The sequence below is a fragment of the Streptomyces sp. GB4-14 genome (assembly GCF_022696125.1).
Lineage (GTDB): Bacteria > Actinomycetota > Actinomycetes > Streptomycetales > Streptomycetaceae > Streptomyces > Streptomyces werraensis.
In genome coordinates this window covers 5,244,195-5,270,043 of sequence record NZ_RZHO01000002.1, presented here as the reverse complement: position 1 = coordinate 5,270,043, position 25,849 = coordinate 5,244,195, and the positions used below count along the sequence as shown (strand labels likewise).

23 protein-coding genes are annotated in these 25,849 nt (G+C 72.0%); 12 read left to right on the top strand and 11 right to left on the bottom strand.

The annotated features are described in order from the left end of the window. The first annotated feature begins 28 nt into the window (after positions 1-28). On the top strand, positions 29-751 hold the full coding sequence (locus tag ELQ39_RS25270) for a transglycosylase SLT domain-containing protein (protein ID WP_242594117.1): 723 nt from the start codon (positions 29-31) through the stop codon (positions 749-751). A 91-nt stretch (positions 752-842) separates the two neighbouring features. Here ELQ39_RS25270 and ELQ39_RS25265 read toward each other — a convergent pair whose 3' ends face one another. Continuing rightward, a complete protein-coding gene (locus ELQ39_RS25265; protein ID WP_242594115.1) occupies positions 843-3,371 on the bottom strand; it encodes an ABC transporter ATP-binding protein/permease in 2,529 nt (842 codons plus the stop codon). A 244-nt stretch (positions 3,372-3,615) separates the two neighbouring features. Between ELQ39_RS25265 and ELQ39_RS25260 the strand changes: the two genes are divergently transcribed. Both ELQ39_RS25260 and serB read left to right on the top strand, forming a co-directional pair. After that, complete coding sequence (locus ELQ39_RS25260) at positions 3,616-5,367, top strand: streptophobe family protein (protein WP_242594113.1); 1,752 nt, start codon at positions 3,616-3,618, stop codon at positions 5,365-5,367. 78 nt (positions 5,368-5,445) lie between these two features. Beyond that, positions 5,446-6,654 carry a phosphoserine phosphatase SerB gene (gene serB, locus ELQ39_RS25255; RefSeq protein WP_225627415.1) on the top strand — a complete coding sequence of 403 codons (1,209 nt, stop codon included), beginning with the start codon at positions 5,446-5,448 and terminating at the stop codon, positions 6,652-6,654. Positions 6,655-6,743: 89 nt separating this feature from the next. Here serB and ELQ39_RS25250 read toward each other — a convergent pair whose 3' ends face one another. From ELQ39_RS25250 to ELQ39_RS25240, 4 genes are all read right to left on the bottom strand, one after another. Further along, positions 6,744-7,262, bottom strand: coding sequence for a histidine phosphatase family protein (locus ELQ39_RS25250; RefSeq protein WP_190005038.1), 519 nt, complete (start codon positions 7,260-7,262; stop codon positions 6,744-6,746). Positions 7,263-7,325: 63 nt separating this feature from the next. Continuing rightward, complete coding sequence (locus ELQ39_RS25245; RefSeq protein WP_225644460.1) at positions 7,326-7,532, bottom strand: hypothetical protein; 207 nt, start codon at positions 7,530-7,532, stop codon at positions 7,326-7,328. Between the two features lie 200 nt (positions 7,533-7,732). After that, on the bottom strand, positions 7,733-7,849 hold the full coding sequence (locus ELQ39_RS32450) for an SGM_5486 family transporter-associated protein (protein ID WP_019522097.1): 117 nt from the start codon (positions 7,847-7,849) through the stop codon (positions 7,733-7,735). 128 nt (positions 7,850-7,977) lie between these two features. Next, positions 7,978-9,273 carry a CynX/NimT family MFS transporter gene (locus ELQ39_RS25240; protein ID WP_242595655.1) on the bottom strand — a complete coding sequence of 432 codons (1,296 nt, stop codon included), beginning with the start codon at positions 9,271-9,273 and terminating at the stop codon, positions 7,978-7,980. A gap of 91 nt (positions 9,274-9,364) precedes the next feature. Here ELQ39_RS25240 and ELQ39_RS25235 point away from each other — a divergent pair, with 91 nt between their 5' ends. After that, positions 9,365-10,057, top strand: coding sequence for a FadR/GntR family transcriptional regulator (locus ELQ39_RS25235; protein WP_190005040.1), 693 nt, complete (start codon positions 9,365-9,367; stop codon positions 10,055-10,057). Positions 10,058-10,153: 96 nt separating this feature from the next. On the opposite strand, the gene fabI is transcribed toward ELQ39_RS25235, so the two are convergent. Both fabI and fabG read right to left on the bottom strand, forming a co-directional pair. Beyond that, on the bottom strand, positions 10,154-10,921 hold the full coding sequence (fabI, locus tag ELQ39_RS25230) for an enoyl-ACP reductase FabI (protein ID WP_190005041.1): 768 nt from the start codon (positions 10,919-10,921) through the stop codon (positions 10,154-10,156). Between the two features lie 5 nt (positions 10,922-10,926). Then, positions 10,927-11,631, bottom strand: a complete 705-nt coding sequence (gene fabG, locus ELQ39_RS25225; protein WP_225644458.1) for a 3-oxoacyl-[acyl-carrier-protein] reductase — start codon at positions 11,629-11,631, stop codon at positions 10,927-10,929. A gap of 313 nt (positions 11,632-11,944) precedes the next feature. On the opposite strand from fabG, the gene ELQ39_RS25220 reads away from it, so the two are divergent. From ELQ39_RS25220 to tyrS, 3 genes are all read left to right on the top strand, one after another. Beyond that, positions 11,945-13,468, top strand: coding sequence for a TldD/PmbA family protein (locus tag ELQ39_RS25220; protein ID WP_242594111.1), 1,524 nt, complete (start codon positions 11,945-11,947; stop codon positions 13,466-13,468). Continuing rightward, positions 13,465-14,868 carry a metallopeptidase TldD-related protein gene (locus ELQ39_RS25215; RefSeq protein WP_225627412.1) on the top strand — a complete coding sequence of 468 codons (1,404 nt, stop codon included), beginning with the start codon at positions 13,465-13,467 and terminating at the stop codon, positions 14,866-14,868. The genes ELQ39_RS25220 and ELQ39_RS25215 overlap by 4 nt, the downstream gene beginning before the upstream one ends. A gap of 66 nt (positions 14,869-14,934) precedes the next feature. Continuing rightward, a complete protein-coding gene (tyrS, locus tag ELQ39_RS25210) occupies positions 14,935-16,203 on the top strand; it encodes a tyrosine--tRNA ligase (RefSeq protein WP_190005053.1) in 1,269 nt (422 codons plus the stop codon). 69 nt (positions 16,204-16,272) lie between these two features. Here the strand turns inward: tyrS and ELQ39_RS25205 are convergent, their stop codons facing one another. Beyond that, positions 16,273-16,557: a GlsB/YeaQ/YmgE family stress response membrane protein gene (locus tag ELQ39_RS25205; RefSeq protein ID WP_190005054.1), complete on the bottom strand. Its 285-nt coding sequence runs from the start codon at positions 16,555-16,557 to the stop codon at positions 16,273-16,275. 202 nt (positions 16,558-16,759) lie between these two features. Here ELQ39_RS25205 and ELQ39_RS25200 point away from each other — a divergent pair, with 202 nt between their 5' ends. Both ELQ39_RS25200 and ELQ39_RS25195 read left to right on the top strand, forming a co-directional pair. Further along, positions 16,760-17,155: a DUF3099 domain-containing protein gene (locus ELQ39_RS25200; protein ID WP_190005055.1), complete on the top strand. Its 396-nt coding sequence runs from the start codon at positions 16,760-16,762 to the stop codon at positions 17,153-17,155. Positions 17,156-17,396: 241 nt separating this feature from the next. Next, positions 17,397-17,624, top strand: coding sequence for a hypothetical protein (locus ELQ39_RS25195; RefSeq protein ID WP_048458521.1), 228 nt, complete (start codon positions 17,397-17,399; stop codon positions 17,622-17,624). 27 nt (positions 17,625-17,651) lie between these two features. Here ELQ39_RS25195 and moaA read toward each other — a convergent pair whose 3' ends face one another. From moaA to ELQ39_RS25180, 3 genes are all read right to left on the bottom strand, one after another. Next, a complete protein-coding gene (gene moaA / locus ELQ39_RS25190; RefSeq protein ID WP_190005056.1) occupies positions 17,652-18,641 on the bottom strand; it encodes a GTP 3',8-cyclase MoaA in 990 nt (329 codons plus the stop codon). A 160-nt stretch (positions 18,642-18,801) separates the two neighbouring features. Continuing rightward, the gene (locus tag ELQ39_RS25185; RefSeq protein WP_190005057.1) at positions 18,802-20,430 is read right to left on the bottom strand and encodes a solute symporter family protein; all 1,629 of its coding nucleotides are present in this window, start codon (positions 20,428-20,430) and stop codon (positions 18,802-18,804) included. Next, on the bottom strand, positions 20,427-20,783 hold the full coding sequence (locus ELQ39_RS25180; protein WP_242594108.1) for a DUF485 domain-containing protein: 357 nt from the start codon (positions 20,781-20,783) through the stop codon (positions 20,427-20,429). The genes ELQ39_RS25185 and ELQ39_RS25180 overlap by 4 nt, the downstream gene beginning before the upstream one ends. A 266-nt stretch (positions 20,784-21,049) precedes the next feature. On the opposite strand from ELQ39_RS25180, the gene ELQ39_RS25175 reads away from it, so the two are divergent. The 3 genes from ELQ39_RS25175 to ELQ39_RS25165 all read left to right on the top strand — a co-directional run bounded on the left by ELQ39_RS25175 (position 21,050) and on the right by ELQ39_RS25165 (position 25,629). Next, complete coding sequence (locus ELQ39_RS25175; protein ID WP_225644450.1) at positions 21,050-22,579, top strand: S8 family peptidase; 1,530 nt, start codon at positions 21,050-21,052, stop codon at positions 22,577-22,579. A 60-nt stretch (positions 22,580-22,639) separates the two neighbouring features. Further along, positions 22,640-24,166: a S8 family peptidase gene (locus ELQ39_RS25170; protein WP_242594106.1), complete on the top strand. Its 1,527-nt coding sequence runs from the start codon at positions 22,640-22,642 to the stop codon at positions 24,164-24,166. A gap of 95 nt (positions 24,167-24,261) precedes the next feature. After that, positions 24,262-25,629: a CoA transferase gene (locus tag ELQ39_RS25165; RefSeq protein WP_242594104.1), complete on the top strand. Its 1,368-nt coding sequence runs from the start codon at positions 24,262-24,264 to the stop codon at positions 25,627-25,629. The last annotated feature ends 220 nt before the right edge of the window (positions 25,630-25,849 follow it).

Sequence of the window (25,849 nt, the reverse complement as noted above, 5' to 3'; positions counted from 1 at the left end):
CCGCGCTATTCGAAGAGGTCCGTTCCGCATGCCCAAGCACATCCTCACCCGTGGTCATGGTCGAGCCCTTACCCGCCACCACAAGATCGCCGCCGCGGGCGTCGCCGCTCTCGGCGCCGCCGCCATCGGCATCTCGGCGGTCCCGAGCAACGCCTCGACCTCGACCACGGCCGAGGCCCCCGCTCAGACGGCGAAGGTGGCCTACAGCACCCAGCAGATCCAGGGCGTCAAGGCCGACATCAACAGCCAGCTCGCCGGCGCCAGCGTGAAGGTCGAGCAGATCGCGGCCAAGAAGCAGGCCACCGCCGAGGCCGCCGCGAAGAAGAAGGCGGCCGCCGAGGCCAAGGCCGCGAAGGCCCGCCAGGCGGCGGAGTCCGCGAGCCGTTCCGCCGAGCGCGCCGAGGTGAAGAAGGCCGCTCCGAAGAAGTACGGGAACAACCTCGACGGCTGGATCCGCGAGGCCATGTCCATCATGAAGAAGAACGGGATCCCGGGCTCCTACGAGGGCATCCACCGCAACATCATGCGGGAGTCCTCCGGCAACCCGAAGGCGATCAACCTCTGGGACATCAACGCCCAGAAGGGCATCCCCTCCAAGGGCCTGCTCCAGGTGATCCCGCCGACCTTCGAGGCGTACCACGTCAAGGGCACCCCGAAGGACATCTACGACCCGGTCGCCAACATCGTCGCCGCCTGCAACTACGCGGCCGACAAGTACGGCACCATGGACAACGTCGACAGCGCGTACTGAGAGGTCGGCGCGGACCTCTCCTGCCGCACACAGACGCCGAAGGGCGGCACCCTCCTGACGGGGTGCCGCCCTTCGGGGTCGTACGGCGGGACTACTTGCGCATGACCTCCGGCTCGTGGCGGCGCAGGAAGCGCGCCACGAAGAAGCCGCAGACCACGCCGAGCGCGAGCAGCGCGCCCATGTCCGTCGCCCAGGCGGCGGCCGTGTGCTCCCACAGCGGGTCGTCGCTGTCCCCCTTGGCCGGCGGGCTGATGTTGTTGAAGTCCAGCGTCGCGCCCGCGGCGGCGACCGCCCAGCGCGACGGCATCAGGTACGACAGCTCGTTCACGCCGACCGAGTTGGCCAGCGGGAACAGGCAGCCGGTGAAGACGACCTGGACGATCGCGAACATCACCAGCAGCGGCATCGTCTTCTCGGCGGTCTTCACCAGGGCCGAGATGATCAGGCCGAACATCATCGCGGTGAAGCCCAGCGCCATGATCGGGATGCACAGCTCCAGCAGGATCTGGCCGCCGAGGACCAGGCCCTCGTCCGGCACCGTGCGGCTGGAGAAGCCGATGACGCCGATCATCAGGCCCTGGAGCATGGTGATCAGGCCCAGCACGAAGACCTTCGACATCAGGTACGCCGAGCGGGACAGGCCGGTGGCGCGCTCCCGCTCGTAGATCACGCGTTCCTTGATCAGCTCACGCACGGAGTTGGCGGCGCCGGCGAAGCACGCGCCCACCGCCAGGATCAGCAGCACCGTGAGCGCCGTGCCGTTGGCGACGGGCCTGTTCGTCCTCGGGTTGATCTCCGTGTTGACCAGCAGGTCCTTGCCCTGGTCGATGAGGAGACTGACCGAGCCGAGGACCAGCGGCAGGATGATCGACAGGGCGAGGAAGCCCTTGTCGGAGGCGATCACCGACACATAGCGGCGCACCAGCGTGGTGAACTGCGACGCCCAGCCCTGCGGCTTCGGCGGCTTCATCGCCTGCATCGCGGGGACCTGCACGGACTGCGGGGCGACCGCGTCGATGTCCGCGGCGTACATCTGGTAGTGCTGCGAACCCTTCCAGCGGCCCGCCCAGTCGTAGTCGCGGTAGTTCTCGAAGGCGGAGAAGACGTCGGCCCAGGTGTCGTAGCCGAAGAAGTTCAGCGCCTCCTCGGGCGGGCCGAAGTAGGCGACCGAGCCGCCCGGCGCCATCACCAGCAGCTTGTCGCAGATCGCGAGCTCGGCCACCGAGTGGGTCACCACGAGGACCGTGCGGCCGTCGTCGGCGAGGCCGCGCAGCAGCTGCATGACGTCGCGGTCCATGCCCGGGTCGAGGCCGGAGGTCGGCTCGTCCAGAAAGATCAGCGACGGCTTGGTGAGCAGTTCCAGCGCCACCGACACGCGCTTGCGCTGGCCGCCGGACAGGGACGTGACCTTCTTGTCCTTGTGGATGTCCAGCTTCAGCTCGCGCAGCACCTCGTCGATGCGGGCCTCGCGCTCGGCCGCCGTGGTGTCGGCGGGGAAGCGCAGCTTGGCCGCGTACTTCAGGGCGCGCTTGACGGTCAGCTCCTTGTGCAGGATGTCGTCCTGCGGGACCAGACCGATGCGCTGGCGCAGCTCGGCGAACTGCTTGTACAGATTGCGGTTGTCGTACAGCACCTCGCCCTGGTTGGCGGGGCGGTAGCCGGTGAGCGCCTTCAGGAGCGTCGACTTGCCGGAGCCGGACGGGCCGATCACCGCGATCAGGGACTTCTCCGGGACGCCGAAGGAGACGTCCTTCAGGATCTGCTTGCCGCCGTCGACCGTGACGGTGAGGTGGCGGGCGGAGAAGGACACCTCACCGGTGTCGACGAACTCCTCGAGCCGGTCGCCGACGATCCGGAACGTCGAGTGACCGACGCCCACGATGTCGGTGGGGCCGAGCAGTTGCGAGCCGCCCTTGGGGATCGGCTGGCCGTTGACGTACGTGCCGTTGTGCGAGCCCAGGTCGCGGATCTCCATGCGCCCGTCGGGCGTCGAGTGGAACTCCGCGTGGTTGCGGGACACCTGGAGGTCGGAGACGACCAGGTCGTTCTCCAGGGCACGGCCGATGCGCATCACGCGGCCGAGGGAGAACTGGTGGAACGTCGTGGGACTGCGGTCGCCGTAGACCGGCGGCGCCCCCGCGACACCACCGGGGCCGCCCTGCTGCTGAGGGATGTGCGGCGCGTTCTGCTGCTGCGGCTGCTGCTGCCAGCCCTGCTGGGCGGGCTGCTGGGCCGGCGGCTGCTGCCGGGCGGGGGGCTGCTGCCAGCCGGCGCCCGCGCCCTGGGCGGCGTACGGCTGCTGCGGCTGCGCCTGCGGCACGGCGGCGGCGACACCGGACAGCGCCACGCGCGGCCCGTCGTTCGCGTTGCCCAGGTTCAGCACCGTGTCGGCGGTGAACTCCAGGTGGTGGATCCGCTGACCCTGCACGAAGGTGCCGTTGGTGCTGCCGTGGTCCTCGATCACCCAACTGCGGCCGTCGAAGCTGATCGTGGCGTGACGCCAGGACACCCTGGCGTCGTCGAGGACGACGTCGCCCTGCGGGTCACGACCCAGGGTGTAGGACCTGGACGGATCGAGCGTCCAGGTACGTCCGTTTGATTCCAGTACGAGTTCCGGCACTCCATGCCCCACTGAGTTGTTCCCCCGAATTTCCCCCGTCGCAGGGAGTCTAGGGATGTCGAACATCGGGGGGAACTATTTCAGGCCCGGCCCTCCGACCGAAAGTCGGCCCTGTCACGACCCCGCGACAAGGCGTCGACGGCCCTGTCCGGACGGGGGTTGAAATCGTCCCGGGGAGTGGTAAACCACGCGAGGGGTACATGTGCGGCCTGCCGGGCCGCTCCGCGGATCGGGGGGTCTGCCCATGAGTACTGCCGCAGGGTCCACCGGGCCGGGGCGCGACACCGGTGTGCCGTGGGCGGATGTGGTGATGTCCGCGGTCGCGGCGGTGAGCTGGGCGCTGATCGGGATGGCGGCGACGGCCGCGCTGGGACTGCATCTGCTGGGCGCGGACGCGGCGGGGCCGTCGGCGCCGGCGACCGCCGCGGTGGTGGCGCTGGCGGTGGGCGGTTCGGTGACGCCTGCGGGGGACGTGTCGGCGTTCGGACTGTCCGGGGCCGAGGCGGACACGGCGGTCGACGTGATGCCGCTCGGCGTGGGGCTGGTGGGGGCGCTGCTGCTCTCCCTCATCTTCCTGAGGTCCTTACGGGCGGCGGGAGTTGTGGTGTCCGGCCGTGAACTCGCCGCGCGGGCGGGCACGGTGGTCGCGCTGGCCGTGGCGACGGCGGGCGGGCTGGCGTGGGCGGGCCACGGCGTGATCACCGTCGACGTGGCCGCTCTCGGCGTGGACGGTCTCCCGGGCTCGGACGGCGGCGGAGGGCTGGACGTCCCCGGGCTGGGCGACATCGGGAAGCTGCTGCCGGACCGGGTGGGGGACCTGGTCGACGCGGAGGTGACGGTGGGGTTCACCGTCGGCACGGCGCCGACGCTCCTGGCAGGGCTGGGCTGGTCGGCGGGCGTGCTGCTGGTCGCGCTGCTGGCGTCCCGGCGCACTCCTCTGCCGCCGGGGTGGGACGCCCTGCACCGGGTGGTGCGGCCGGTGGTCTCGTCGGTCGTCGCGGTGCTGCTGGGCGCAGTGGCGGCGGGGATCGCCGCCGCGGGGTACGCGGCGGTCGGCGACGACCACCCCCGGCGGATCGCCGGGGCGGCACTGCTGGGGACGCCGAACGGGGTGTGGCTGGGGGTGCCGGTCGGGCTGTTCGTCCCGTGGGACGCCCAGGGGAACGGCCCGCTGCTGGGGGCGCTGCCCCATCCCCTGGACGATCTGCTGCGGACGGGGAAGGAGGAGCCGGTCACCCTGGGCGCGCTGGCCGAGCTGGACGGGCGGGTGTGGCTGCTGGGGGTGGGCGCTGCGACGGCGATGCTGCTGGCGGGCGTGCTGACGGGGGTGCGGACACCGGTGGGGAGCCCGCCGGGGGCGGGTGGTTTCGCGGTGCGGTGCGCGGTGCGGCTGGGCGCCGCCACGGCGGTGGCGCTGCCGGTGCTGGTCCGGCTCACGGAGGTGTCCGCGGGCGCCTCGCTGTCGGTGCTGGGGTACGACGCGTTCGACGCGGGGCTGGACCTGCGCGGGCGCCTCGGCGCGGCGGCGCTGCTCGGCGCGGTGTGGGGCGCGGGGGCGGGCGCGGCGGGGGCGCTGCTGGTGTGGGCGTGCGGCGTGGCGGGGACACGGGTGGCGGCACTGGCACGGGGTGGCGAAGGCTTGCCGACGCCGGCGCCCTCGGGGCCCTACCGGCCGGGGACGCCGTACCGGCCGTCCGACCCTGGGACGAATCCGTACCTGCGGCTGCCGGGGGCGCGGGCGGAGCGGGGCGCCCCGCAGGACGCGGTGCCGGGCCGGGGCGCGCCCGGGGTCAGGGGCGCCGGCGCGGACGACGTGGCCGCGGCCCCCACGGTCGCCGGCCCCGCCCCACCCCCACGCCCGTCCCGCCCGGACCGCCGCCGCCTCTGGCCGGACGGGGTCCCACCCCCTCCCCCGCCACCCCCGGCGCCACGGCCTCCGGGTTCGGGCGAGCCCGAGGGAGGGGATCGGGGTGGCGGAGACTCGGGGAAACGGTAGGGGCGGGCCAGGACGGGGTGTCCGGAGGGCGGACCGTGGGGGCGCGGGGCACTCCGTGCCGGATACGGTAAGAACACCATGAGCGCATCGCAGACCTCCGACGTTCCCACCCTCCTGGTCAAGATCTTCGGCAAGGACAGGCCGGGCATCACGGCCGGCCTCTTCGACACCCTCGCCGCCTACTCCGTCGACGTGGTCGACATCGAGCAGGTCGTCACCCGCGGCCGCATCGTGCTGTGCGCGCTCGTGACCCAGCCTCCGGCCGGGATGGAGGGCGACCTGAGGGCGACCGTCCACAGCTGGGCGGACTCGATCAAGATGCAGGCGGAGATCATCTCGGGCAAGGGCGACAACCGCCCCCGCGGTCTCGGCAGGTCCCTGGTGACCGTGCTGGGCCACCCCCTCACCTCGGAGGCGACGGCGGCGGTCGCCGCGCGGATCACCAAGGCCGGCGGCAACATCGACCGTATCTTCCGGCTAGCCAAGTACCCGGTGACCGCGGTGGAGTTCGCGGTGTCCGGTGTGGAGACGGAGGCGCTGCGCACCGCGCTGGTGACGGACGCGGCCCGGTTCCGGGTCGACATCGCGGTGGTCGCGGCGGGCCTGTACCGCAGGGCGCAGCGCCTGGTGGTGATGGACGTGGACTCCACGCTCATCCAGGACGAGGTGATCGAGCTCTTCGCGGCGCACGCCGGCTGTGAGGACCAGGTCGCCGAGGTGACGGCGGCGGCGATGCGCGGAGAGCTGGACTTCGAGCAGTCGCTGCACGCGCGGGTGGCGCTGCTGGAGGGCCTCGACGCCTCCGTGATCGACAAGGTGCGCAGCGAGGTGCGTCTGACGCCGGGCGCCCGCACCCTGATCCGTACGCTCAAGCGGCTCGGCTATCAGGTGGGCGTGGTGTCGGGCGGCTTCACCCAGGTCACCGACGACCTGAAGGAGCGCCTCGGTCTGGACTTCGCGCAGGCCAACACGCTGGAGATCGTCGACGGCAGGCTCACCGGCCGGGTGACCGGCGAGATCGTGGACCGGGCGGGCAAGGCCCGGCTGCTGCGCCGCTTCGCGGCCGAGGCGGGCGTGCCGTTGTCGCAGACGGTGGCGATCGGTGACGGGGCGAACGACCTGGACATGCTGAACGCGGCCGGTCTCGGTGTCGCCTTCAACGCCAAGCCGGTGGTGCGGGAGGCGGCCCACACGGCCGTGAACGTCCCCTTCCTCGACACCGTCCTCTACCTGCTGGGCATCACGCGGGAAGAGGTCGAGGCCGCGGACACGCTCGCCGGCGACTGACCCGGGCGCACCGGCCGTGACGACGGACGGGCCCGGCGCCGACGAGGTCGGTGCCGGGCCCCTGTCGTGCCGGGCGGGTCAGCCGGGGGTCACTCGGTGGGCGCCCAGTAGTCGACCAGCGCGGCGGTGCCGGGCTCCAGGGACTTCCAGGGGCCGGTGAAGGTCAGGACCGCGAAGGCGGCGGCCGGGAAACCGCGCCGCGTCATGCGCTCGCGCGCGTCGCCCTCGGACGCGCCGGCCAGGATGTCGGCCAGCCCCTGCACGCCCGGGTTGTGTCCGATCAGCAGGACGTTCTGCGCGTCGTCGGGGGTCTCGTTGAGCAGGGCGATCAGCTCGCCGGGCGAAGCCTCGTAGATCCGCTCCTCGTAGACGGTTTTCGGCCGCTTGGGGAACTCGTGGACCGCGAGCTTCCAGGTCTCGCGGGTGCGGACCGCCGTGGAGCACAGGGCCAGATCGAAGGCGACGCCGGAGTCGGCCAGCTTGCGGCCGGCGGCCGCGGCGTCCAGGCGGCCTCGCTCGGCGAGGGGCCGCTCGTGGTCGGACACCGGAGGCCAGTCGGCTTTCGCATGCCGGAAAAGGACAATCCTGCGGGGTTCTGCGACGCTCATGGCACCCAGCTTCGCATGAAACAGGCCACAGGGCGCAGGGAGTTGACCGGCGTCTCGGCGCGTTCAGCGGGCCATGAGCTGCTGCGCCCGCTCGACGAGGACGGTGAGCGCGGGCTCACCGGCGGTCGCGTGCGCGTCGGAGGGGTGGAGGACGAGGGCGAGCAGGGCCACGAAGGCGAGGGTGGGGAGGGCCAGGGCCCACCACGGCAGCCGGGTGGCGGCACCGGCCCGGGGGGCCGGAACGGGCCGGGAGTGCGTGCGCGCCGACATGGGTGCCTCCGCTCTTCGAATGCTCCGTGGCCGCCGGTCGCGGCCACATCTCGAAGGTACGGATCGGCGGGGAGCCGACCCATCCGGTGATCCACCCACTTGACCCTGAGCCTGGCCCCCTAGGGGACGGTGGTGCCAGCACCACCATCAAGGGGACGAATCCGGTCACCCCGCTCAGGGGTGGGACAACAGCGGTCCGCTCAGGGCGCCAGCACCGTCGCGATGACGCCGATGACGATGAAGATCGCGAAGAACGCGCCGAAGACGAGCAGCATCTTCTTCTGGCCGTTCTGCGGGTTCGGCTCGAGGACTGGCATGGGGAAAGTGTCGCACCTTCACCGTCCGGCATCGCCCACGGGGTCCCCGGCGGGCGCGGCGCCCCGGCGCGGGACCCTGGGCGGGGCCCAGGGCCGGGGCACGCCCCCCGAGCCGTACGCCGGGCGTCTCAGCCCGCCGCCTCGTCCTCCACCGTGCGGTCCCGCCCGGCCAGGACCCCCACGATCATCTGCGGGACCATCAGCCCCGCCATCAGCGCGATCGGCAGCCCCCAGCCCCCGCTGTGCTGGTACAGCACGCCCACCAGCAGCGGCCCGGGGATGGAGATCAGGTAGCCGGTGCTCTGCGCGAAGGCGGACAGCTGCGCCACGCCCCCGCCCGTCCGGGCCCGCATGCCGACCATGGTGAGCGCGAGCGGGAAGGCGCAGTTGGCGACACCCAGCAGCACCGCCCAGACCCAGGCGCCGGCGGCCGGGGCGAAGTAGAGGCCCGCGTAGCCGATCAGGCCGCTGACGCCCAGGGCGAGCACGATCGGGCCCTGGCGGGGCAGGCGGGCGGCGAGGCGCGGGATGACGAACGCCAGGGGCACGCCCATCACCATGGTGACGGCCAGCAGCAGTCCGGCCCGGCCGGCGGGAACGCCCGCGTCGCGGAAGATCTGCGCCATCCAGCCCATGGTGATGTAGGCGGCCGTGGCCTGGAGCCCGAAGAACACGGCCAGCGCCCACGCCGTACGGCTGCGGGTGATGCGCAGCACCGGCGCCTGCCCGGCGTGCCGCTCCTCCGGCCGCCCGTCCCCCGGGCCCGGGGTGCCGCCCCCGTCCCGCACGAAGGCCAGCCAGGGCAGGACGGCGGCCGCGGCGAGGGCCGCCCAGACGGCGAGCCCCGCCTGCCAGTCGCCGCCGAGCGCGTCCGTCACCGGGACGGTCACGGCCGCCGCCGAGGCGGTGCCGAGGGCGAGGGCCATCGAGTAGAGACCGGTCATGGAGCCGACCCGGTCGGGGAACCAGCGCTTGACGATGACCGGCATCAGCACGTTGCTCACGGCTATGCCGGCGAGCGCGAGACCGCTGGTGAGCAGGAAGGCGGCGGTGGTGCCGACGAAGGGCCGGACCAGCAGACCGGTGGCGATGGCTGCCATGCCCGCGCACACCACCGCGCCGGGGCCGAAGCGTCGGGCGAGTCGGGGCGCGGTGACGCCGAAGACGGCGAAACACAGCGCGGGCAGGGAGGTGAGCAGCCCGGCCACGCTGCCGCTCATGCCGAGCCCGTCGCGCACCTCTTCCAGCAGGGCGCCGAAGCTGGTGATCGCGGGGCGCAGGTTCAGGGCGGCCAGCACGATGCCGGCGACGAGCAGCCGTTTCCGCCACGCGCGCGTGGGGGCGCCGACGTGTTCCGGGGGCGCGGTCGCGGCGGACGTACGGGCGGTGGCGGACGCGGTCGTCCGGGTCCCGTCACCAGTCATACGAGTCATGCGACCCATCATAGAATCATGGGATGATTGGTTGTCCATGTGGCGGGCGTCGTACGCGGCCTCTGCCGTGCGAAGGTGAAGCATGCCTCTGAGCCATCCGCGCCGATCCGCGCTGTCCGAGCAGGTCATCGCCGCACTGCGGGCCCAGATCACGTCGGGCGAGTGGCCGGTCGGCTCACGCGTCCCCACCGAGCCGGAGCTGGTGGAGCAGCTGGGGGTCGCCCGTAACACCGTCCGCGAGGCGGTGCGCGCGCTGGCGCACAACGGCCTGCTCGACATCCGCCAGGGATCGGGCACCTACGTGGTCGCCACCAGCGAGCTGGCCGGCGTGATGCACCGCCGCTTCGCCGGCGCCGACCCCCGCCACATCGCGGAGCTGCGCTCCTCCCTGGAGTCCTCGGCGGCGCGGCTGGCGGCGCAGCGGCGCACGGAGAAGGACCTCAAGCAGCTCGACACGCTGTTGCAGCGCCGCGAGGAGGCGTGGGAGTCGGGCGACGCGGAGACGTTCGTGACGGCGGACGCGACCTTCCACATGGCGGTCGTGGCGGCCTCGCACAACGACGTGATGACCGCGCTGTACGCGGACCTGGGCGAGGTGCTGCGGGACTGGCTGCGCGACGACGTGGGCGGGGACATGTCGCCGGAGACGCACATGGACCACAGCGGACTGGTGGACGCGATCCGCGCGGGCGACGAGGCGACGGCTGCCGAGGAGGCCGCCTCCTACCCCATGGCGTGCAAGCCGGGGCGGTTCACGTCCCCCGCGGGCGACTGAGCGAGCCCTCCGCACCCGCGCGTGGGCGGGCGCCGCTGGACACGCGCGAGGGCCCGCGCCCCCTGGGGGACGCGGGCCCTCGCGCTGTGCCGGGTGTCAGGCGCCGACGGCGTGCAGACCGCCGTCCACGTGGACGATCTCGCCCGTGGTCTTCGGGAACCAGTCGCTCAGCAGGGCGACGACGCCGCGGCCGGCCGGCTCCGGGTCCTTGAGGTCCCACTCCAGCGGGGCGCGCGTGTCCCACACGGAGGCCAGCTCCGAGAAGCCGGGGATGGACTTGGCGGCCATGGAGCCGATGGGGCCGGCGGAGATGAGGTTGCAGCGGATGTTCTGCTTGCCCAGGTCCCGCGCCATGTAGCGGCTCGTGGCCTCCAGGGCGGCCTTGGCCGGACCCATCCAGTCGTACTGCGGCCAGGCGTACTGCGCGTCGAAGGTGAGGCCGACGACGGAGCCGCCGTTCTGCATCAGCGGCAGGCAGGCCATGGTGAGCGACTTCAGGGAGAACGCCGAGACGTGCATGGCCGTGGCGACCGACTCGAACGGCGTGTTGAGGAAGTTGCCGCCGAGGGCGTCCTGCGGCGCGAAGCCGATGGAGTGCACGACGCCGTCCAGACCGCCGAGCTCCTCGCCGACGACGTCGGCCAGGCGGCCCAGGTGCTCGTCGTTGGTGACGTCGAGCTCGATGACCTTGGCGGGCTTGGGCAGCTTCTTCGCGATGCGCTCGGTCAGGGTGGGCCGCGGGAACGCGGTCAGGATGATCTCGGCACCCTGCTCCTGGGCCAGCTTGGCGGTGTGGAAGGCGATGGACGACTCCATCAGCACACCGGTGATCAGGACGCGCTTGCCCTCGAGAATTCCGCTCATGTGTGTCAGTGACCCATTCCCAGTCCGCCGTCAACGGGAATGACGGCTCCAGTGATGTACGAGGCGTCGTCCGAGGCGAGGAAGCGCACCGCGGCGGCGATCTCCTCGGTCTTCGCGTACCGGGCGAGCGGCACCTGGGCGAGGATCTTCGCCTGCTGCTCGTCGGTGAGCTCCCGGGTCATGTCGGTGTCGACGAAACCGGGCGCGACGACGTTGAAGGTGATGTTGCGCGAGCCCAGCTCACGGGCGAGTGACCGCGCGAAGCCCACCAGGCCGGCCTTGGAGGCGGCGTAGTTGGCCTGTCCCGCGGAGCCGAGCAGCCCGACGACCGAGGAGATCAGCACGACGCGGCCCTTGCGGGCGCGCAGCATGCCGCGGTTGGCGCGCTTGACGACGCGGAAGGTGCCGGTGAGGTTGGTCTCGAGGACGGACGTGAAGTCCTCCTCGGTCATGCGCATCAGGAGCTGGTCCCGGGTGATCCCGGCGTTGGCGACGAGCACCTCGACGGGACCGTGCGCCTCCTCGATCTCCTTGTAGGCCTGCTCCACCTGCTCGGCGTCGGTGATGTCGCACCGGACGGCGAGGAAGCCGGCCGGGGGCTCACCCGAGCGGTACGTGATGGCGACCTTGTCGCCGGCGTCGGCGAACGCGCGGGCGATGGCGAGGCCGATGCCCCGGTTGCCTCCGGTGACGAGAACCGAGCGGCTCAACGGATCACCCCTTCGATAGCGGTCTGTTCCACCCGCCCGGACACCGTGACGACAGGCGGCTGCACCGAAAACCTATCGGTCCCGGTCCGCCCCGGGACATCGGGGCACCGACAGTGGCATGGGAGCCGCTCTGTCGGGTCCCTACAGAAACGACCCGGCCGGACGACGGCGGTCAGCTGCGCGGTCACACGAATACGGCGGGGCTCGCCGCAAAGTTGTGGTCCCGGTGCGGCCCGGCGCGACATGATGCGCCGCAGCGCCAACTCGACGCAGCGACAACCGAACGATTCGAACCCGACAGGAAGAGACGTAGGTGTCTCATAGCATTGACGAAGCCTTCACAGCCCTGCCGCTACGCGCCCTCGCCGACGCCGCGCTCGCCCGGGCGCGGGCGCTCGGGGCGGAGCACGCGGACTTCCGTCTGGAGCGGGTGCGCAGCGCCTCCTGGCGGCTGAGGGACGCCAAGCCCGCCGGTTCGTCGGACACCACCGACCTCGGGTACGCGGTGCGCGTGGTGCACGGCGGCACCTGGGGCTTCGCGTCCGGGGTGGACCTCACCCTCGACGCCGCCGCGAAGGTCGCCTCCCAGGCGGTGGCCATGGCGAAGCTGTCCGCGCAGGTGATCCGGGCGGCCGGGTCGGACGAGCGCGTGGAGCTGGCCGACGAGCCGGTGCACGCCGAGAAGACCTGGGTGTCGTCGTACGAGATCGACCCGTTCACCGTGCCCGACGAGGAGAAGGCGGGGCTGCTCGCCGAGTGGAGCGGGCGGCTCCTCGCGGCGTACGGCGTGGACCACGTGGACGCCTCGCTGCTCACCGTGCACGAGAACAAGTTCTACGCGGACACCGCCGGGACCGTGACCACGCAGCAGCGCGTCCGGCTGCACCCGGTGCTGACGGCGGTCTCCGTCGACGAGTCCAGCGGCGAGTTCGACTCGATGCGCACCCTCGCGCCGCCGGTCGGCCGCGGCTGGGAGTACCTGACGGGCACCGGCTGGGACTGGGACGACGAGCTGGCGCGGATCCCCGAGCTGCTCGCCGAGAAGATGCGCGCGCCGAGCGTCGAGCCGGGGCTGTACGACCTGGTGGTGGACCCGTCCAACCTGTGGCTGACCATCCACGAGTCGATCGGGCACGCCACCGAGCTGGACCGCGCCCTCGGCTACGAGGCCGCCTACGCCGGCACCTCGTTCGCCACCTTCGACCAGCTCGGCAAGCTGAGGTACGGCTCCGAGCTGATGAACGTCACCGGCGACCGCACCGCCGAGCACGGTCTGGCGACCGTCGGCTACGACGACGAAGGCGTCGAGGCGCAGTCGTGGGACCTGGTGAAGGACGGCACCCTGGTGGGTTACCAGCTGGACCGGCGGATCGCGAAGCTGACCGGGTTCGAGCGGTCCAACGGGTGCGCGTTCGCCGACTCCCCCGGCCGTGTGCCGGTGCAGCGCATGGCCAACGTGTCGCTGCGGCCGGATCCGGCGGGGATGTCGACGGAGGACCTGATCGGGTCGGTCGACCGCGGCATCTATGTCGTCGGCGACCGGTCGTGGTCCATCGACATGCAGCGCTACAACTTCCAGTTCACCGGGCAGCGCTTCTACCGCATCGAGAACGGCCGGCTGGCCGGCCAGCTGAAGGACGTCGCCTACCAGGCCACGACCACCGACTTCTGGGGCTCCATGGCCGCCGTCGGCGGTCCGCAGACGTACGTCCTGGGCGGCGCCTTCAACTGCGGCAAGGCCCAGCCGGGCCAGGTCGCGGCGGTCTCCCACGGCTGCCCGTCCGCCCTGTTCAAGGGAGTCAACATTCTGAACACCACGCAGGAGGCCGGGCGATGAGCGCGCGCACCACCAAGCCGCACGAGATCGTCGAGCGGGCGCTGGAGCTGTCCCGGTCCGACGGCTGTGTCGTGATCGCCGACGAGCACTCGTCCGCCAACCTCCGCTGGGCGGGCAACGCGCTCACCACGAACGGGGTCACCCGCGGACGCACCCTCACCGTGATCGCCACGGTGGACGGCGCCCAGGGGACGGCCTCCGGGGTGGTGTCCCGGTCCGCGGTGACCGCGGACGAGCTGGAGCCGCTGGTGCGGGCCGCCGAGGCCGCCGCGCGCGGCGCCGGTCCGGCCGAGGACGCCCAGCCGCTGGTGACGGGCGTGGACCCGTCCCCCGAGTTCACCGAGGCGCCGGCCGAGACGACCTCCGCGGTGTTCGCCGACTTCGCCCCGGCGCTGGGCGAGGCGTTCGCCCGGGCCCGGACCGGCGGCCGGGAGCTGTACGGCTTCGCGAACCACGAGATGGTGTCCACGTACCTGGGCACGTCGACGGGGCTGCGGCTGCGGCACGACCAGCCGAACGGCACGCTGGAGGTCAACGCCAAGTCGCCGGACCGCACCCGGTCGGCGTGGGCGGGCCGCTCCACCCGCGACTTCAAGGACGTGGACCCGGCCGCGCTCGACGCCGAGCTGGCCGTACGCCTCGGCTGGGCGGAGCGGCGGCTGGAGCTGCCGGCGGGCCGCTACGAGACGCTGCTGCCGCCGACCGCGGTGGCGGACCTGCTGATCTACCAGCTGTGGTCGGCGTCCGGGCGGGACGCGGCGGAGGGCCGCACGGTGTTCTCCAGGCCGGGCGGCGGCACCCGCGTCGGCGAGCGGCTGACCGAGCTGCCGCTGACGCTGCGCAGCGACCCGAACGAGCCGGGGCTCGAGTCGGCGCCGTTCGTGATCGCGCACTCCTCCGGCGGCGACCAGTCGGTGTTCGACAACGGGCTGCCGCTGTCGGCGACGGACTGGGTGCGCGAGGGCGAGCTGCACCGGCTGACCACCAGCCGGCACAGCGCGGGCCTGACCGGCCTGCCGACCGCGCCCGCCGTCGACAACCTGATCCTGGACGGCGGCGAGGACCGCTCGCTGGAGGAGATGGTCGCGGCCACGGACCATCGCGGGCCCTGCCTGCTGCTGACGTGCCTGTGGTACATCCGCGAGGTGGACCCGGCGACGCTGCTGCTCACCGGGCTGACCAGGGACGGCGTGTACCTGGTGGAGAACGGGGAGGTCACCGGTGAGGTGAACAACTTCCGGTTCAACGAGTCGCCGGTCGACCTGCTGGGCCGGGCGGCCGAGGCGGGCCGTACGGAGAAGACGCTGCCCCGGGAGTGGAGCGACTGGTTCACCCGGGCCGCGATGCCCGCGCTGCGCATCCCCGATTTCAATATGAGCTCGGTCAGCCGGGGCGTATAACCTCGTAGGCGTTCGCAGCAGGCCGTCGCCCGTACGGCCGCAGATCACCGAGGAGACACGAGAACCGTGACGGACATCGTCGACGAGCTGAAGTGGCGCGGGCTGTTCGCCCAGTCCACTGACGAGGACGCTTTGCGCAAGGCGCTCGCGGACGGTCCCGTCACGTTCTATTGCGGCTTCGACCCGACCGCGCCGTCGCTGCACGTGGGGCACCTGGTGCAGGTGCTCACCGTGCGCCGGCTCCAGCAGGCCGGTCACCGGCCGCTGGCGCTGGTGGGCGGCGCGACCGGGCAGATCGGCGACCCGCGGCCGACGGCCGAACGCACGCTGAACTCTCCGGAGACCGTCGCGGGCTGGGTGGAGCGGCTGCGCGGCCAGATCGAGCCGTTCCTGTCCTTCGAGGGCGAGAACGCGGCCGTGATGGTCAACAACCTCGACTGGACGGCGAACCTGTCCGCGATCGAGTTCCTGCGGGACATCGGCAAGCACTTCCGCGTCAACAAGATGCTGACGAAGGACTCGGTGGCCCGGCGTCTGGAGTCCTCCGAGGGCATCAGCTACACGGAGTTCAGCTACCAGCTGCTGCAGGCGATGGACTTCCTGCAGCTGTACCGCCGCTACGGCTGCACCCTGCAGCAGGGGGGCAGCGACCAGTGGGGCAACCTCACGGCCGGGCTCGACCTGCTCCACCGGCTGGAGCCGGACGCCACGGTCCACGCCTACGCGACGCCGCTGATGACCAAGGCGGACGGCACCAAGTTCGGCAAGACCGAGGGCGGCGCCGTCTGGCTGGACCCGGAGATGACCACGCCGTACGCGTTCTACCAGTTCTGGCTGAACGTGGACGACCGGGACATCTCGGGCTACATGCGGATCCTGTCCTTCAAGTCCCGCGAGGAGCTGGAGGAGCTGGAGCGGCAGACGGCGGAGCGTCCGCAGGCGCGCGCGGCGCAGCGCGCGCTGGCGGAGGAGCTGACGACGCTGGTGCACGGCGCCGACCAGACGGCCGCCGTGATCGCCGCGTCGAAGGCCCTCTTCGGCCAGGGCGAGCTGGGTGAGCTGGACGAGCGCACGCTGGCGGCGGCACTCTCCGAGGTGCCGCACGTGAAGGTGGCCGAGCTCGGTCCGGTGGTGGACCTGTTCGCCGAGGTCGGCCTGGTGCCCAGCAAGTCCGCCGCGCGGCGGACGGTGAAGGAGGGCGGCGCCTACGTGAACAACGTCAAGGTCGCCGCCGAGGACGCCGTGCCCGCGAAGGAGGACCTGCTGCACGGGCGCTGGCTGGTGCTGCGCCGCGGCAAGAAGAACCTGGCGGCCGTGGAGGTCGCGGCCGGCTGAGCCGGCGGTGTGCGTGAGGGGCGGGGGTCCCGTGCGGGGCCCGCCCCTCCGCCGCGTCCGGCGGCCCGGTCAGACCCGCTGCCTCTCGTGCTTCCTGCGCTTCATCGAGTTGTAGATCATCTCCGCGAGCAGCACGACGACGATGGCCGCGCCGAGCTGGAAGATGTGCCGCCCCCAGTCGATGCCCCGGGTCTCCTCGATGCCGAAACCGCGCGCGATGGCGTTGCCGACGACCGCGCCGATCATGCCGCAGATGGTGGCGAGCCACAGCGGGAGGTGCTGCTTGCCGGGGATCACCGCCTTGGCGAGCAGGCCGAGCACGAATCCCACGATGATCGCCCACAACCAGCCCATGACTGCCTCCTCGTACGACTTGACGCGAGCATCACGGCAAGTGTCGGCCCAGTCGCGGTACGCCGCATGTCGGACATGCCGTACGCGGGACGGCGCGGCCGGGCCGGCGCGGTGCGGGTGACCCGCTCTCGTGACCGGGCGGGGTGCGGCGTACCGTTGGCGTTGTCCGGAAGGGTCCGATGCGGGCGGATGGTGGAATGTGATGCGGAAGCAGCGTGGCGGCGGCGCTCAGGTGTTCCGGATCACGGGCGCCCGGGCGGGCCTGCAGGAGGACGTACGGGGGCGGCAGCGCCGGTACGTGATCTCGATGACCGTTCGCACGATCTCGGTCATCCTGGCGGCGACCCTGTGGAACGTGGAGCGGCACGTCGCGATCGTGGCGCTGGTGCTCGGGGCGGTCCTGCCGTACATCGCCGTGGTGATCGCCAACGCGGGGCGGGAGAACACGCCGTCCTTGCCGTCGACCTTCGTGACGGCCCCGATGAAGCAGATGATCGCACCGCCGCGGACGAACGACGGTGCGACGGAACCCGATCCGGAAGAAGTGCCGTCGCAGACGGCGCCGGGCGCACGATCCGAGGATCCGGGCCGCTCCTGAGCAGCGAGCTGTGAGCACCGGACGCCGGGAGCGGAAGTGACTTCCCGGTCAAGCTCAAAGAAACCTCAGATCAATCATGTTCTTCCGGTGCCGGGGGCGGGGTGACCCGTGACATACTTCGTACGCGCTCCGCATCCCCCGTCGGAGCGACGGACCGACGCCGGGCAGCTCCCCCCGTGGCTGCTCGGCGTCGCCTTTCCCGGGGCGGATGTCCCTCCGGCACACGGGTTAGGGTCGGACGGTGATCAACCCTGACCCCGAGACGCCCATCTGCTCCGCGAAGGGCTGCCGCGCCCCCGCCGAGTGGGTGCTGGCCTGGAACAACCCGAAGATCCACACGCCTCGGCGGCGCAAGACGTGGCTGGCCTGCGAGGAGCACCGGGAGCACCTGGCGCAGTTCCTCGGGGTGCGCGGCTTCCTGAAGGACGTGGTGCGCTTCGAGGAGTGGGAGGCCCCGGAGGGGGCCTGAACCGACGGCCGGAACGTCTCGCGCCGCTCAGCCGCCGATGGCGGACATCGGACGGTCCGGCTGGACGAAGGACGGGTCGTCGAGGCCCGCGCCCGCCTTCTTGCCCCACATGGCGAGCTTCCAGATGCGGGCGATCTCCTCGTCGTCCGCGCCGGAGCGCAGGGCCGCCCGCAGGTCGGTCTCCTCGGTGGCGAACAGACAGGTGCGGACCTGTCCGTCGGCGGTGAGGCGGGTGCGGTCGCAGGCGGCGCAGAAGGGCCGGGTGACGGAGGCGATGACGCCCACCCGGTGCGGGCCGCCGTCGACCAGCCAGCGCTCGGCGGGGGCGGACCCGCGCTTCTCCTCGCCCTCGGGGGTCAGCTCGAACCGGGTGCGCAGGGAGGCGAGGATGTCCCCCGCGGTGATCATGCCGTCGCGCTTCCAGCCGTGCTGGGCGTCCAGCGGCATCTGCTCGATGAACCGGAGCTCGTAGTCGTGCTCCACGGCCCAGGCGAGCAGGTCGGGGGCCTCGTCGTCGTTGAGCCCCGGCATCAGGACCGAGTTGACCTTCACGGGCGTCAGACCGGCCTCGTGGGCCGCGTACAGGCCGTCCAGGACGTCCCGGTGGCGGTCGCGGCGGGTGAGGGTCTTGAACACGTCGGGGCGGAGCGTGTCGAGGGAGACGTTGACCCGGTCCAGGCCGGCCGCCTTCAGGGCGCCCGCCGTACGGCGCAGGCCGATGCCGTTGGTGGTGAGGGACATCTGCGGGCGGGGCTCGAGGGCGGCGACCCGCTCCACGATGCCGACCAGGCCGGGGCGGAGCAGGGGCTCACCCCCGGTGAAGCGCACCTCCTCGATGCCCAGGGAGGTGACCGCGATGCCGATCAGCCGGACGATCTCGTCGTCGGTGAGCAGGTCGGGTTTGGCCAGCCACTGCAGCCCCTCCTCGGGCATGCAGTAGGTGCAGCGCAGATTGCACCGGTCGGTCAGCGAGACCCGCAGGTCGGTGGCCACCCGGCCGTACGTGTCGATGAGCACGTGGGCCCCTCCCTCGACGCCGATCACTCATGTCCCGATACCTGCGAGCGTACGTGACGCGGCCGACATCCCCCAGCGACGCGATGTGACGAGATGCGGACGGCCGCGTCGCAGGGACCTACGGAGGTCCCTGCGACGCGGCCGTCGCGCGCGGTGCGGATCAGTGGGCGCCGGTGCCGGTGAGCGAACGGACCTCCAGCTCCGCGAACTTCTTGACGTCCGGCTCCTCCTTCGACAGGACGGTGCCGAGCCAGCCCATCAGGAAGCCGAACGGGATGGAGATGATGCCCGGGTTCTTCAGCGGGAACCAGGCGAAGTCGACGTCCGGGAACATCGCCTTCGGGTCGCCGGAGACGACCGGCGAGAACAGCACCAGGCCGACGGCGACGATCAGACCGCCGTAGATCGACCACAGCGCGCCCTGGGTGGTGAACCGCTTCCAGAACAGGCTGTAGAGGATGGTCGGCAGGTTGGCCGAGGCAGCGACCGCGAAGGCCAGGGCGACCAGGCCGGCGACGTTCAGGTCGCGGGCGAGGGCGCCGAGCGCGATGGAGACGATGCCGATGAGGACGGTCGCCCAGCGGGCCGCCCTCATCTCCTCCTTCTCGGTGGCCTGCCCCCTGCGGATGACATTGGCGTAGATGTCGTGCGCGAAGGAGGACGACGAGGCCAGCGTGAGGCCGGCGACCACGGCGAGGATGGTCGCGAACGCCACCGCCGAGATGGTCGCGAGGAGGATCGCGCCCCAGGCCGAGTCGACGCCGCCGATGTGCAGGGCGAGCAGCGGCGCCGCCGTGTTGCCCGACGGATTGGACTCGATGATCTCGTCCTGCGAGATGAGTGCCGCCGCGCCGAAGCCCAGCGCGATGGTCATCAGGTAGAAGCCGCCGATGATGCCGATGGCCCAGTTCACGGACTTACGGGCGGCCTTGGCGTTCGGCACCGTGTAGAAGCGGATCAGGATGTGCGGCAGGCCGGCGGTGCCGAGCACCAGGGCGATGCCCAGGGAGAGGAAGTCCAGCTTGGTGATGTTGTCGGCGCCGTACTGGAGGCCGGGCTCCAGGAAGGCGTCGCCCTTGCCGCTGTTCTCGGCGGCCTTGCCCAGCAGGTCGGAGATGTTGAAGTTGAACTTCAGCAGCACCAGGAAGGTGATGAGGATCGTGCCGCCGATGAGCAGCACGGCCTTCACCATCTGGACCCAGGTGGTGCCCTTCATGCCGCCGATGGAGACGTACACGATCATCAGGACGCCGACGAGGGCGACGATGAGGATCTTGCCGGCGTCGGAGGTGATGCCGAGCAGCAGGGAGACGAGCACGCCCGCGCCCGCCATCTGGGCCAGCAGGTAGAAGATCGACACGACGATCGTGGAGGTGCCGGCGGCGGTGCGGACCGGGCGCTGGCGCATGCGGTAGGCGAGGACGTCGCCCATCGTGTAGCGGCCGGAGTTGCGCAGCGGCTCGGCGACGAGCAGCAGGGCGACGAGCCAGGCGACCAGGAAGCCGATGGAGTAGAGGAAGCCGTCGTAGCCGAAGAGGGCGATGGCGCCGGCGATGCCGAGGAAGGACGCGGCGGACATGTAGTCGCCGGAGACGGCGAGTCCGTTCTGGAAGGCGCTGAACTGCCGTCCGCCCGCGTAGAAGTCGGCGGCGTCCTTGGTCTGCCGGCCGGCCCACACGGTGATGCCGAGGGTGGCGACCACGAACAGCGCGAACAGCGTGATGATCAGCGGCCGGTGTTCGCCGGCCTCGTTCGCGGCGAGGGTGACGTGGGTGATAGCGGGGCTCATGCGCCGCCCTCCATACGGGTCTTGATGGCCTCGGCCTTGGGGTCGAGCTTGGCGGCGGCGTGCTTGGAGTACCACCAGGCGATGAGGAAGGTGCTGACGAACTGCAGCACGCCGAAGACGAAGGCGACGTTGATGTTGCCGACGAGCTTGGCGCCCATGAAGCCGCCCGCGTAGTTGGACAGCAGCACGTACAGCAGGTACCAGACGATGAAGCCGACGGTCAGCGGGAAGGCGAACGAACGGTAGGAGCGGCGTAGTTCACCGAACTCAGCGCTCTCCTGAACCTCGGTGAACTCCTCCGGTGTGGGGAGTTTGGCTTTCTTTGTCGAGGGGGGCGGTGCTTCGGCGGCCACGGAGTCTCCTCGCGTTGCGGGTCGGTTCTTGCGTCGACGAAGGCGAGTGTCCTCGCGCTTCCTGCCCAAGGGCACGGCGCCACGCGAGGACCGGTTCAACTCGGTTCGGTTCTTTTCCGTGGACGTTTTCCGAAGACGTTGCACCCAAATCATTGCTGGCCAGCGGACGGGCGGGATAGCTTCACCCTGCACCACCCGTCATGTACCTGCCCGGGCAGCCACCCCTGTCTCGGGCCGGTTTCGTTTCCGGATGATGTGGAGACCCCATGGCTCATCTGCGTTCCAGACGCCGGCTCGCCCTCGCCGTTCCCGTCGTGCTGTCGCTGACCGCCTCGCTCGGCTTCCTGCCCGCGGCGGCCTCGGCCGCACCGGCCACGGCCACGGCGGAGCAGGCGGCGGACGCGCCCGTCCTGGCGTACGTCGTCAACACCAAGGCGGACCACCGCACGATCGCCAGGGTGAAGCAGGCGATCGCCGCGGCGGACGGCGAGGTCGTGATCGCGTACGAGAAGATCGGCGTCATCGTCGTCCGTTCCGCGAACGGCGACTTCGCGAAGACCCTCCGCACGGTGCCCGGCGTGCAGTCGGCCGGCGCCACCCGTACCGCCCCGCTCGCCCCGGCCGGGACCACGGACGCCGGCTCCGCGGAGTACCTGACGGCCGCCGACGCCGCGAAGCTGAAGGCCGCGTCGGCGAAGACGCCGGACAGCGAGCCGCTCGAGGCCGACCAGTGGGACCTGCGCGCCATCGGCGCCGACAAGGCCGCGAAGATCAACCCGGGCAGCAGGAACGTCACGGTCGCCGTCATCGACACCGGCGTCGACGACACGCACCCGGATCTCGCCCCGAACTTCTCGGAGTCCCAGTCCGCCAACTGCTTCGGCGGCGCCCCGGACACCACCCCGGGCGCCTGGCGGCCGTACACGGCGGGCGACTACCACGGCACGCACGTGGCCGGTGAGATCGCCGCCGCCCGCAACGGCGTCGGCGTCGCCGGTGTCGCCCCCGGCGTGAAGGTCTCGGCGATCAACGTCACCGACCCCGCCAACGGGCTGTTCTACGCGGAGGCCGTCGTCTGCGCGTTCGTGTTCGCCGCCGACCACGGCGTGGAGATCACGAACAACAGCTACTACGTCGACCCGTGGATGTACAACTGCATGGACGACCCCGACCAGCGGGCCATCGTCGACGCGGTCAACCGCGCCCAGCTGTACGCCCAGCGCAAGGGCACGCTGCACTTCGCGTCGGCGGGCAACTCCAACCACGACCTGGCCTCGGACGCGATCGACGACACGTCCAGCCCCAACGACACCACCGCGGTGCCGCGCACCATCGACCCGAGCGAGTGCTTCGACCTGCCCACGCAGCTCCCGGGCGTGGTCACGGTCAGCGCGACGGGCTCCGAGAACCGCAAGTCGTACTACTCCTCGTACGGCAAGGGCGTCGTCGACGTGGCCGCGCCGGGCGGTGACAGCCGCTACCAGCTGCCGGACACCCCCTCGAAGAACGGCCGCATCCTGTCCACGATGCCGAACGGCGAGTACGCCTGGCTCCAGGGCACCTCGATGGCCTCGCCGCACGCGGCCGGCGTCGCGGCCCTGCTGAAGTCCAAGCACCCGTGGCTGCCCCCGGCGGCTCTGCAGGCGCTGCTCAAGGCGCAGGCGAACAACCCTGGCTGCCCCGCGTCGTACGACCAGAACGGTGACGGCACGCAGGACGCGACATGCGAGGGCGGCCGGCAGGTCAACGGCTTCTACGGTCACGGCATCGTCGACGCGCTGCGCGCCGTCAAGTGAGCAAGGGACCCGCACACCCGCCGTACCGTCCGCACGTCAAGTGAACGAACTGGAGACTCCATGACAGCGTCTCACCCGCGTCACCGCCGGGCGCTGGTCGTCCCGGCCGGCATGGCCCTGGCGACCGCGCTCGCCTTCCTGCCGAACACGGCCGCCACGGCCGCCCCCGCCCACCAGGGGGCCGCCTCCGCGGACGCGGCCTCGCTGAGCTACGTGGTCAACGTGCAGGGCGGGCACGGCGCGCCGGCGCACGTGAAGAAGGCGATCGCCAAGGCCGGCGGGACGATCGTGGCGTCGTACGACAAGATCGGTGTGATCGTCGTCCACGCGTCGAACGCCGACTTCGCGAAGACGATCCGCAAGGTGCCCGGCGTGCAGTCGGCCGGCGCCACCCGCAACGCGCCGCTGCCGTCGGCGGCCACCACCGACCTGGGCTCCCCGAAGGTGCTCAGCGCCGCCGAGGTCGCCGAGGCGACGCAGGAGGCCGCCGCCGGCCAGGACCCGCTGCAGAACCTCCAGTGGGACCTGCCCGCCATCAAGGCGGACAAGGCGCACGAGAAGTCGCTGGGCAGCCCGGAGGTGACCGTCGCCGTCATCGACACGGGCGTCGACGACACCCACCCCGACATCGCGCCCAACTTCGACCGGGCCGCGTCGGTGAACTGCGTGGCGGGCAAGCCCGACACCAGCGAGGGCGCCTGGCGTCCGGGCGCGGCCGAGAGCCCGCACGGCACGCACGTCGCCGGTGAGATCGCCGCCGCGAAGAACGGCGTCGGCATGACCGGTGTCGCCCCCGGGGTGAAGGTCTCCGGCATCAAGGTGTCCAACCCGGACGGCTACTTCTACACCGAGGCCGTGGTGTGCGGCTTCATGTGGGCGGCCGAGCACGGGGTCGACATCACCAACAACAGCTATTACACCGACCCCTGGTACTTCAACTGCAAGAACGACCCGGACCAGAAGGCGCTCGTCGAGGCCGTCTCCCGGGCCACGCGGTACGCGGAGCGCAAGGGCGCGGTCAACGTCGCGGCGGCCGGCAACGAGAACTACGACCTCGCGTCCGACTCGATCACCGACCCGTCCTCGCCGAACGACGGCACCCCGTCGGACCGCGAGATCGACCCGTCGGAGTGCCTGGACATCCCCACGCAGCTGCCGGGCGTGGTGACGGTCGCGTCGACCGGCGCCAAGGGATGGAAGTCGTCGTTCTCCAACTACGGCCTCGGGGTCGTCGACATCGCCGCGCCCGGCGGTGACTCGACGGCCCTGCAGACCCCCGAGCCGCCCGCCACCAGCGGTCTGATCCTCGGCCCGCTGCCCGGCGGCCGCTGGGGCTACATGGCCGGTACGTCGATGGCGTCCCCGCATGTCGCGGGCGTCGCCGCGCTGATCAAGTCGAAGCACCCGTATGCGCCGCCGGCGCTGGTGAAGGCACTGCTGTACGCGCAGGCCGACGCCACCGCCTGCACCAAGCCGTACGACATCGACAACGACGGCAAGGCCGACGCGGTGTGCGAGGGCCCGAAGAACCGCAACGGCTTCTACGGCTGGGGCCTGGCCGACGCGCTGGACGCGGTGACGCGGTAGCAGCCGTCGTCTCGCGGAGCGTTCCGGAAAGGGGCCGGGCGGATGCGCCCGGCCCCTTTCGTCTGCCCGGCCGTGCGGTGCTGCACAGTGGGGCCATGACTCGTCTCGCGTCCTTCTGGTCAGGTCTCGGCGGGGAACCCGCCCTTGTGTCGCGGGTGACCGCCGTGGAGCGGCCCGGTGTGCTGCCCTCGCGACTGCCGGTGCGGGAGTTCGCGGGGGCGTGCGTCGGCGTGTGCGCGCTGGCCTCCGCCGAGCTCGCGGCGCGGCGCACGGGCGGCGGCGAGGTTCCGGTGGTGCGGGTGGACGACGGGGCGGTGGCCACCGCGTTCGTGAGTGAGCGTCATCTGCGGACCGGGGGGCGGGCCGCGGAGAGCTTCGCCCCGCTGTCGCGGTTCTGGCGCACGGCGGACGGGTGGGTGCGCACCCACGCCAACTATCCGCACCACCGGGCGCGGCTGCTCTCGGCACTGGGCACGCCCGAGGACCCGGACGAGGTCGCCGCGGCGCTCGCGGGGAGGTCCGCGTGGGAGGTGGAGGAGACGGTCACCGCGGCCGGCGGCCTGGCCGTCGCCCTGCGCACGCCCGGGGAGTGGGCGGCGCACGGACAGGCGGCGGCGGTGGCGCGGCTGCCGCTGGTGGAGCGGGTGCGGCTGGACTCCGCGCCCCCGCGACAGTTCGCGGCGGTGGGCGGCGGGGATCCGCTGCTGCCGGCCGCGGGACTGCGGGTGCTGGACCTCACCCGGGTCATCGCCGGGCCGATCGCCACCCGCACACTCGCCCTGTTCGGCGCGGACGTCCTGCGCCTGGACCCGCCCGGCCTTCCCGAACTGCCCGACCAGCACACGGACACGGGCTTCGGGAAGCGGTCGGCGCTGCTGGACCTGGCCCCGGACCGGGAGGTGTTCGACGAGCTGCTGGCGGGGGCGGACGTGGTCGTCACCGGGTACCGGCCGGGCGCCCTGGACCGCTTCGGGCTGAACGCGGAGACTCTGGCCGAGCGGCGGCCGGGGGTGGTCGTGGCACAGCTGTCGGCGTGGGGCGCCACCGGGCCGTGGGCGGGGCGCCGCGGCTTCGACAGCCTGGTCCAGGCGGCGACGGGCATCGCCCGCGTCGAGGGCGAGCGGGACCGCCCGGGCGCGCTGCCGGCCCAGGCCCTGGACCACGGCACGGGGTACCTCCTCGCGGCGGGGGTGCTGCGGTCCTTGTCGGACCAGGCGGACGCGGGCGGCAGCAGGCTGGTGCGGGTGGCGCTGGCGAGGACGGCGGGGGAACTCATGGTGGCGGGCGGTTCGGGTGACGCCGTACACGGCGGCGAGGTGCCCGCCACACCGTGGCTCGCCGAACGGGACAGTCCACTGGGGCGGTTGCGGTACGCGCTGCCCCCGGTGGAGTTCGAGGGCGGACCGCGTGACTGGGCGCGGGGGCCGGGGGTGTGGGGGGCGGACGCGGCGCGGTGGCTGTGAGCGGCGCGCGCGGGCGTGTGGAGGCGCGCGGGTTTCCCGGGCGACCGTCCGTCCCTCCGTGCGCGCCGGTGACGCGTCACACGGGTGAGCCTGCTGCGGGACAGGCGCCCGGCGACGGACGGCGGACGTTCGACGCCCAGCAGGTGAGTCACCTGCACCGACGGCCGCGTGGGCACCGGTGGCGGGACGACCCGCCTGCCCGGCTCCCCGCCACCGGGCG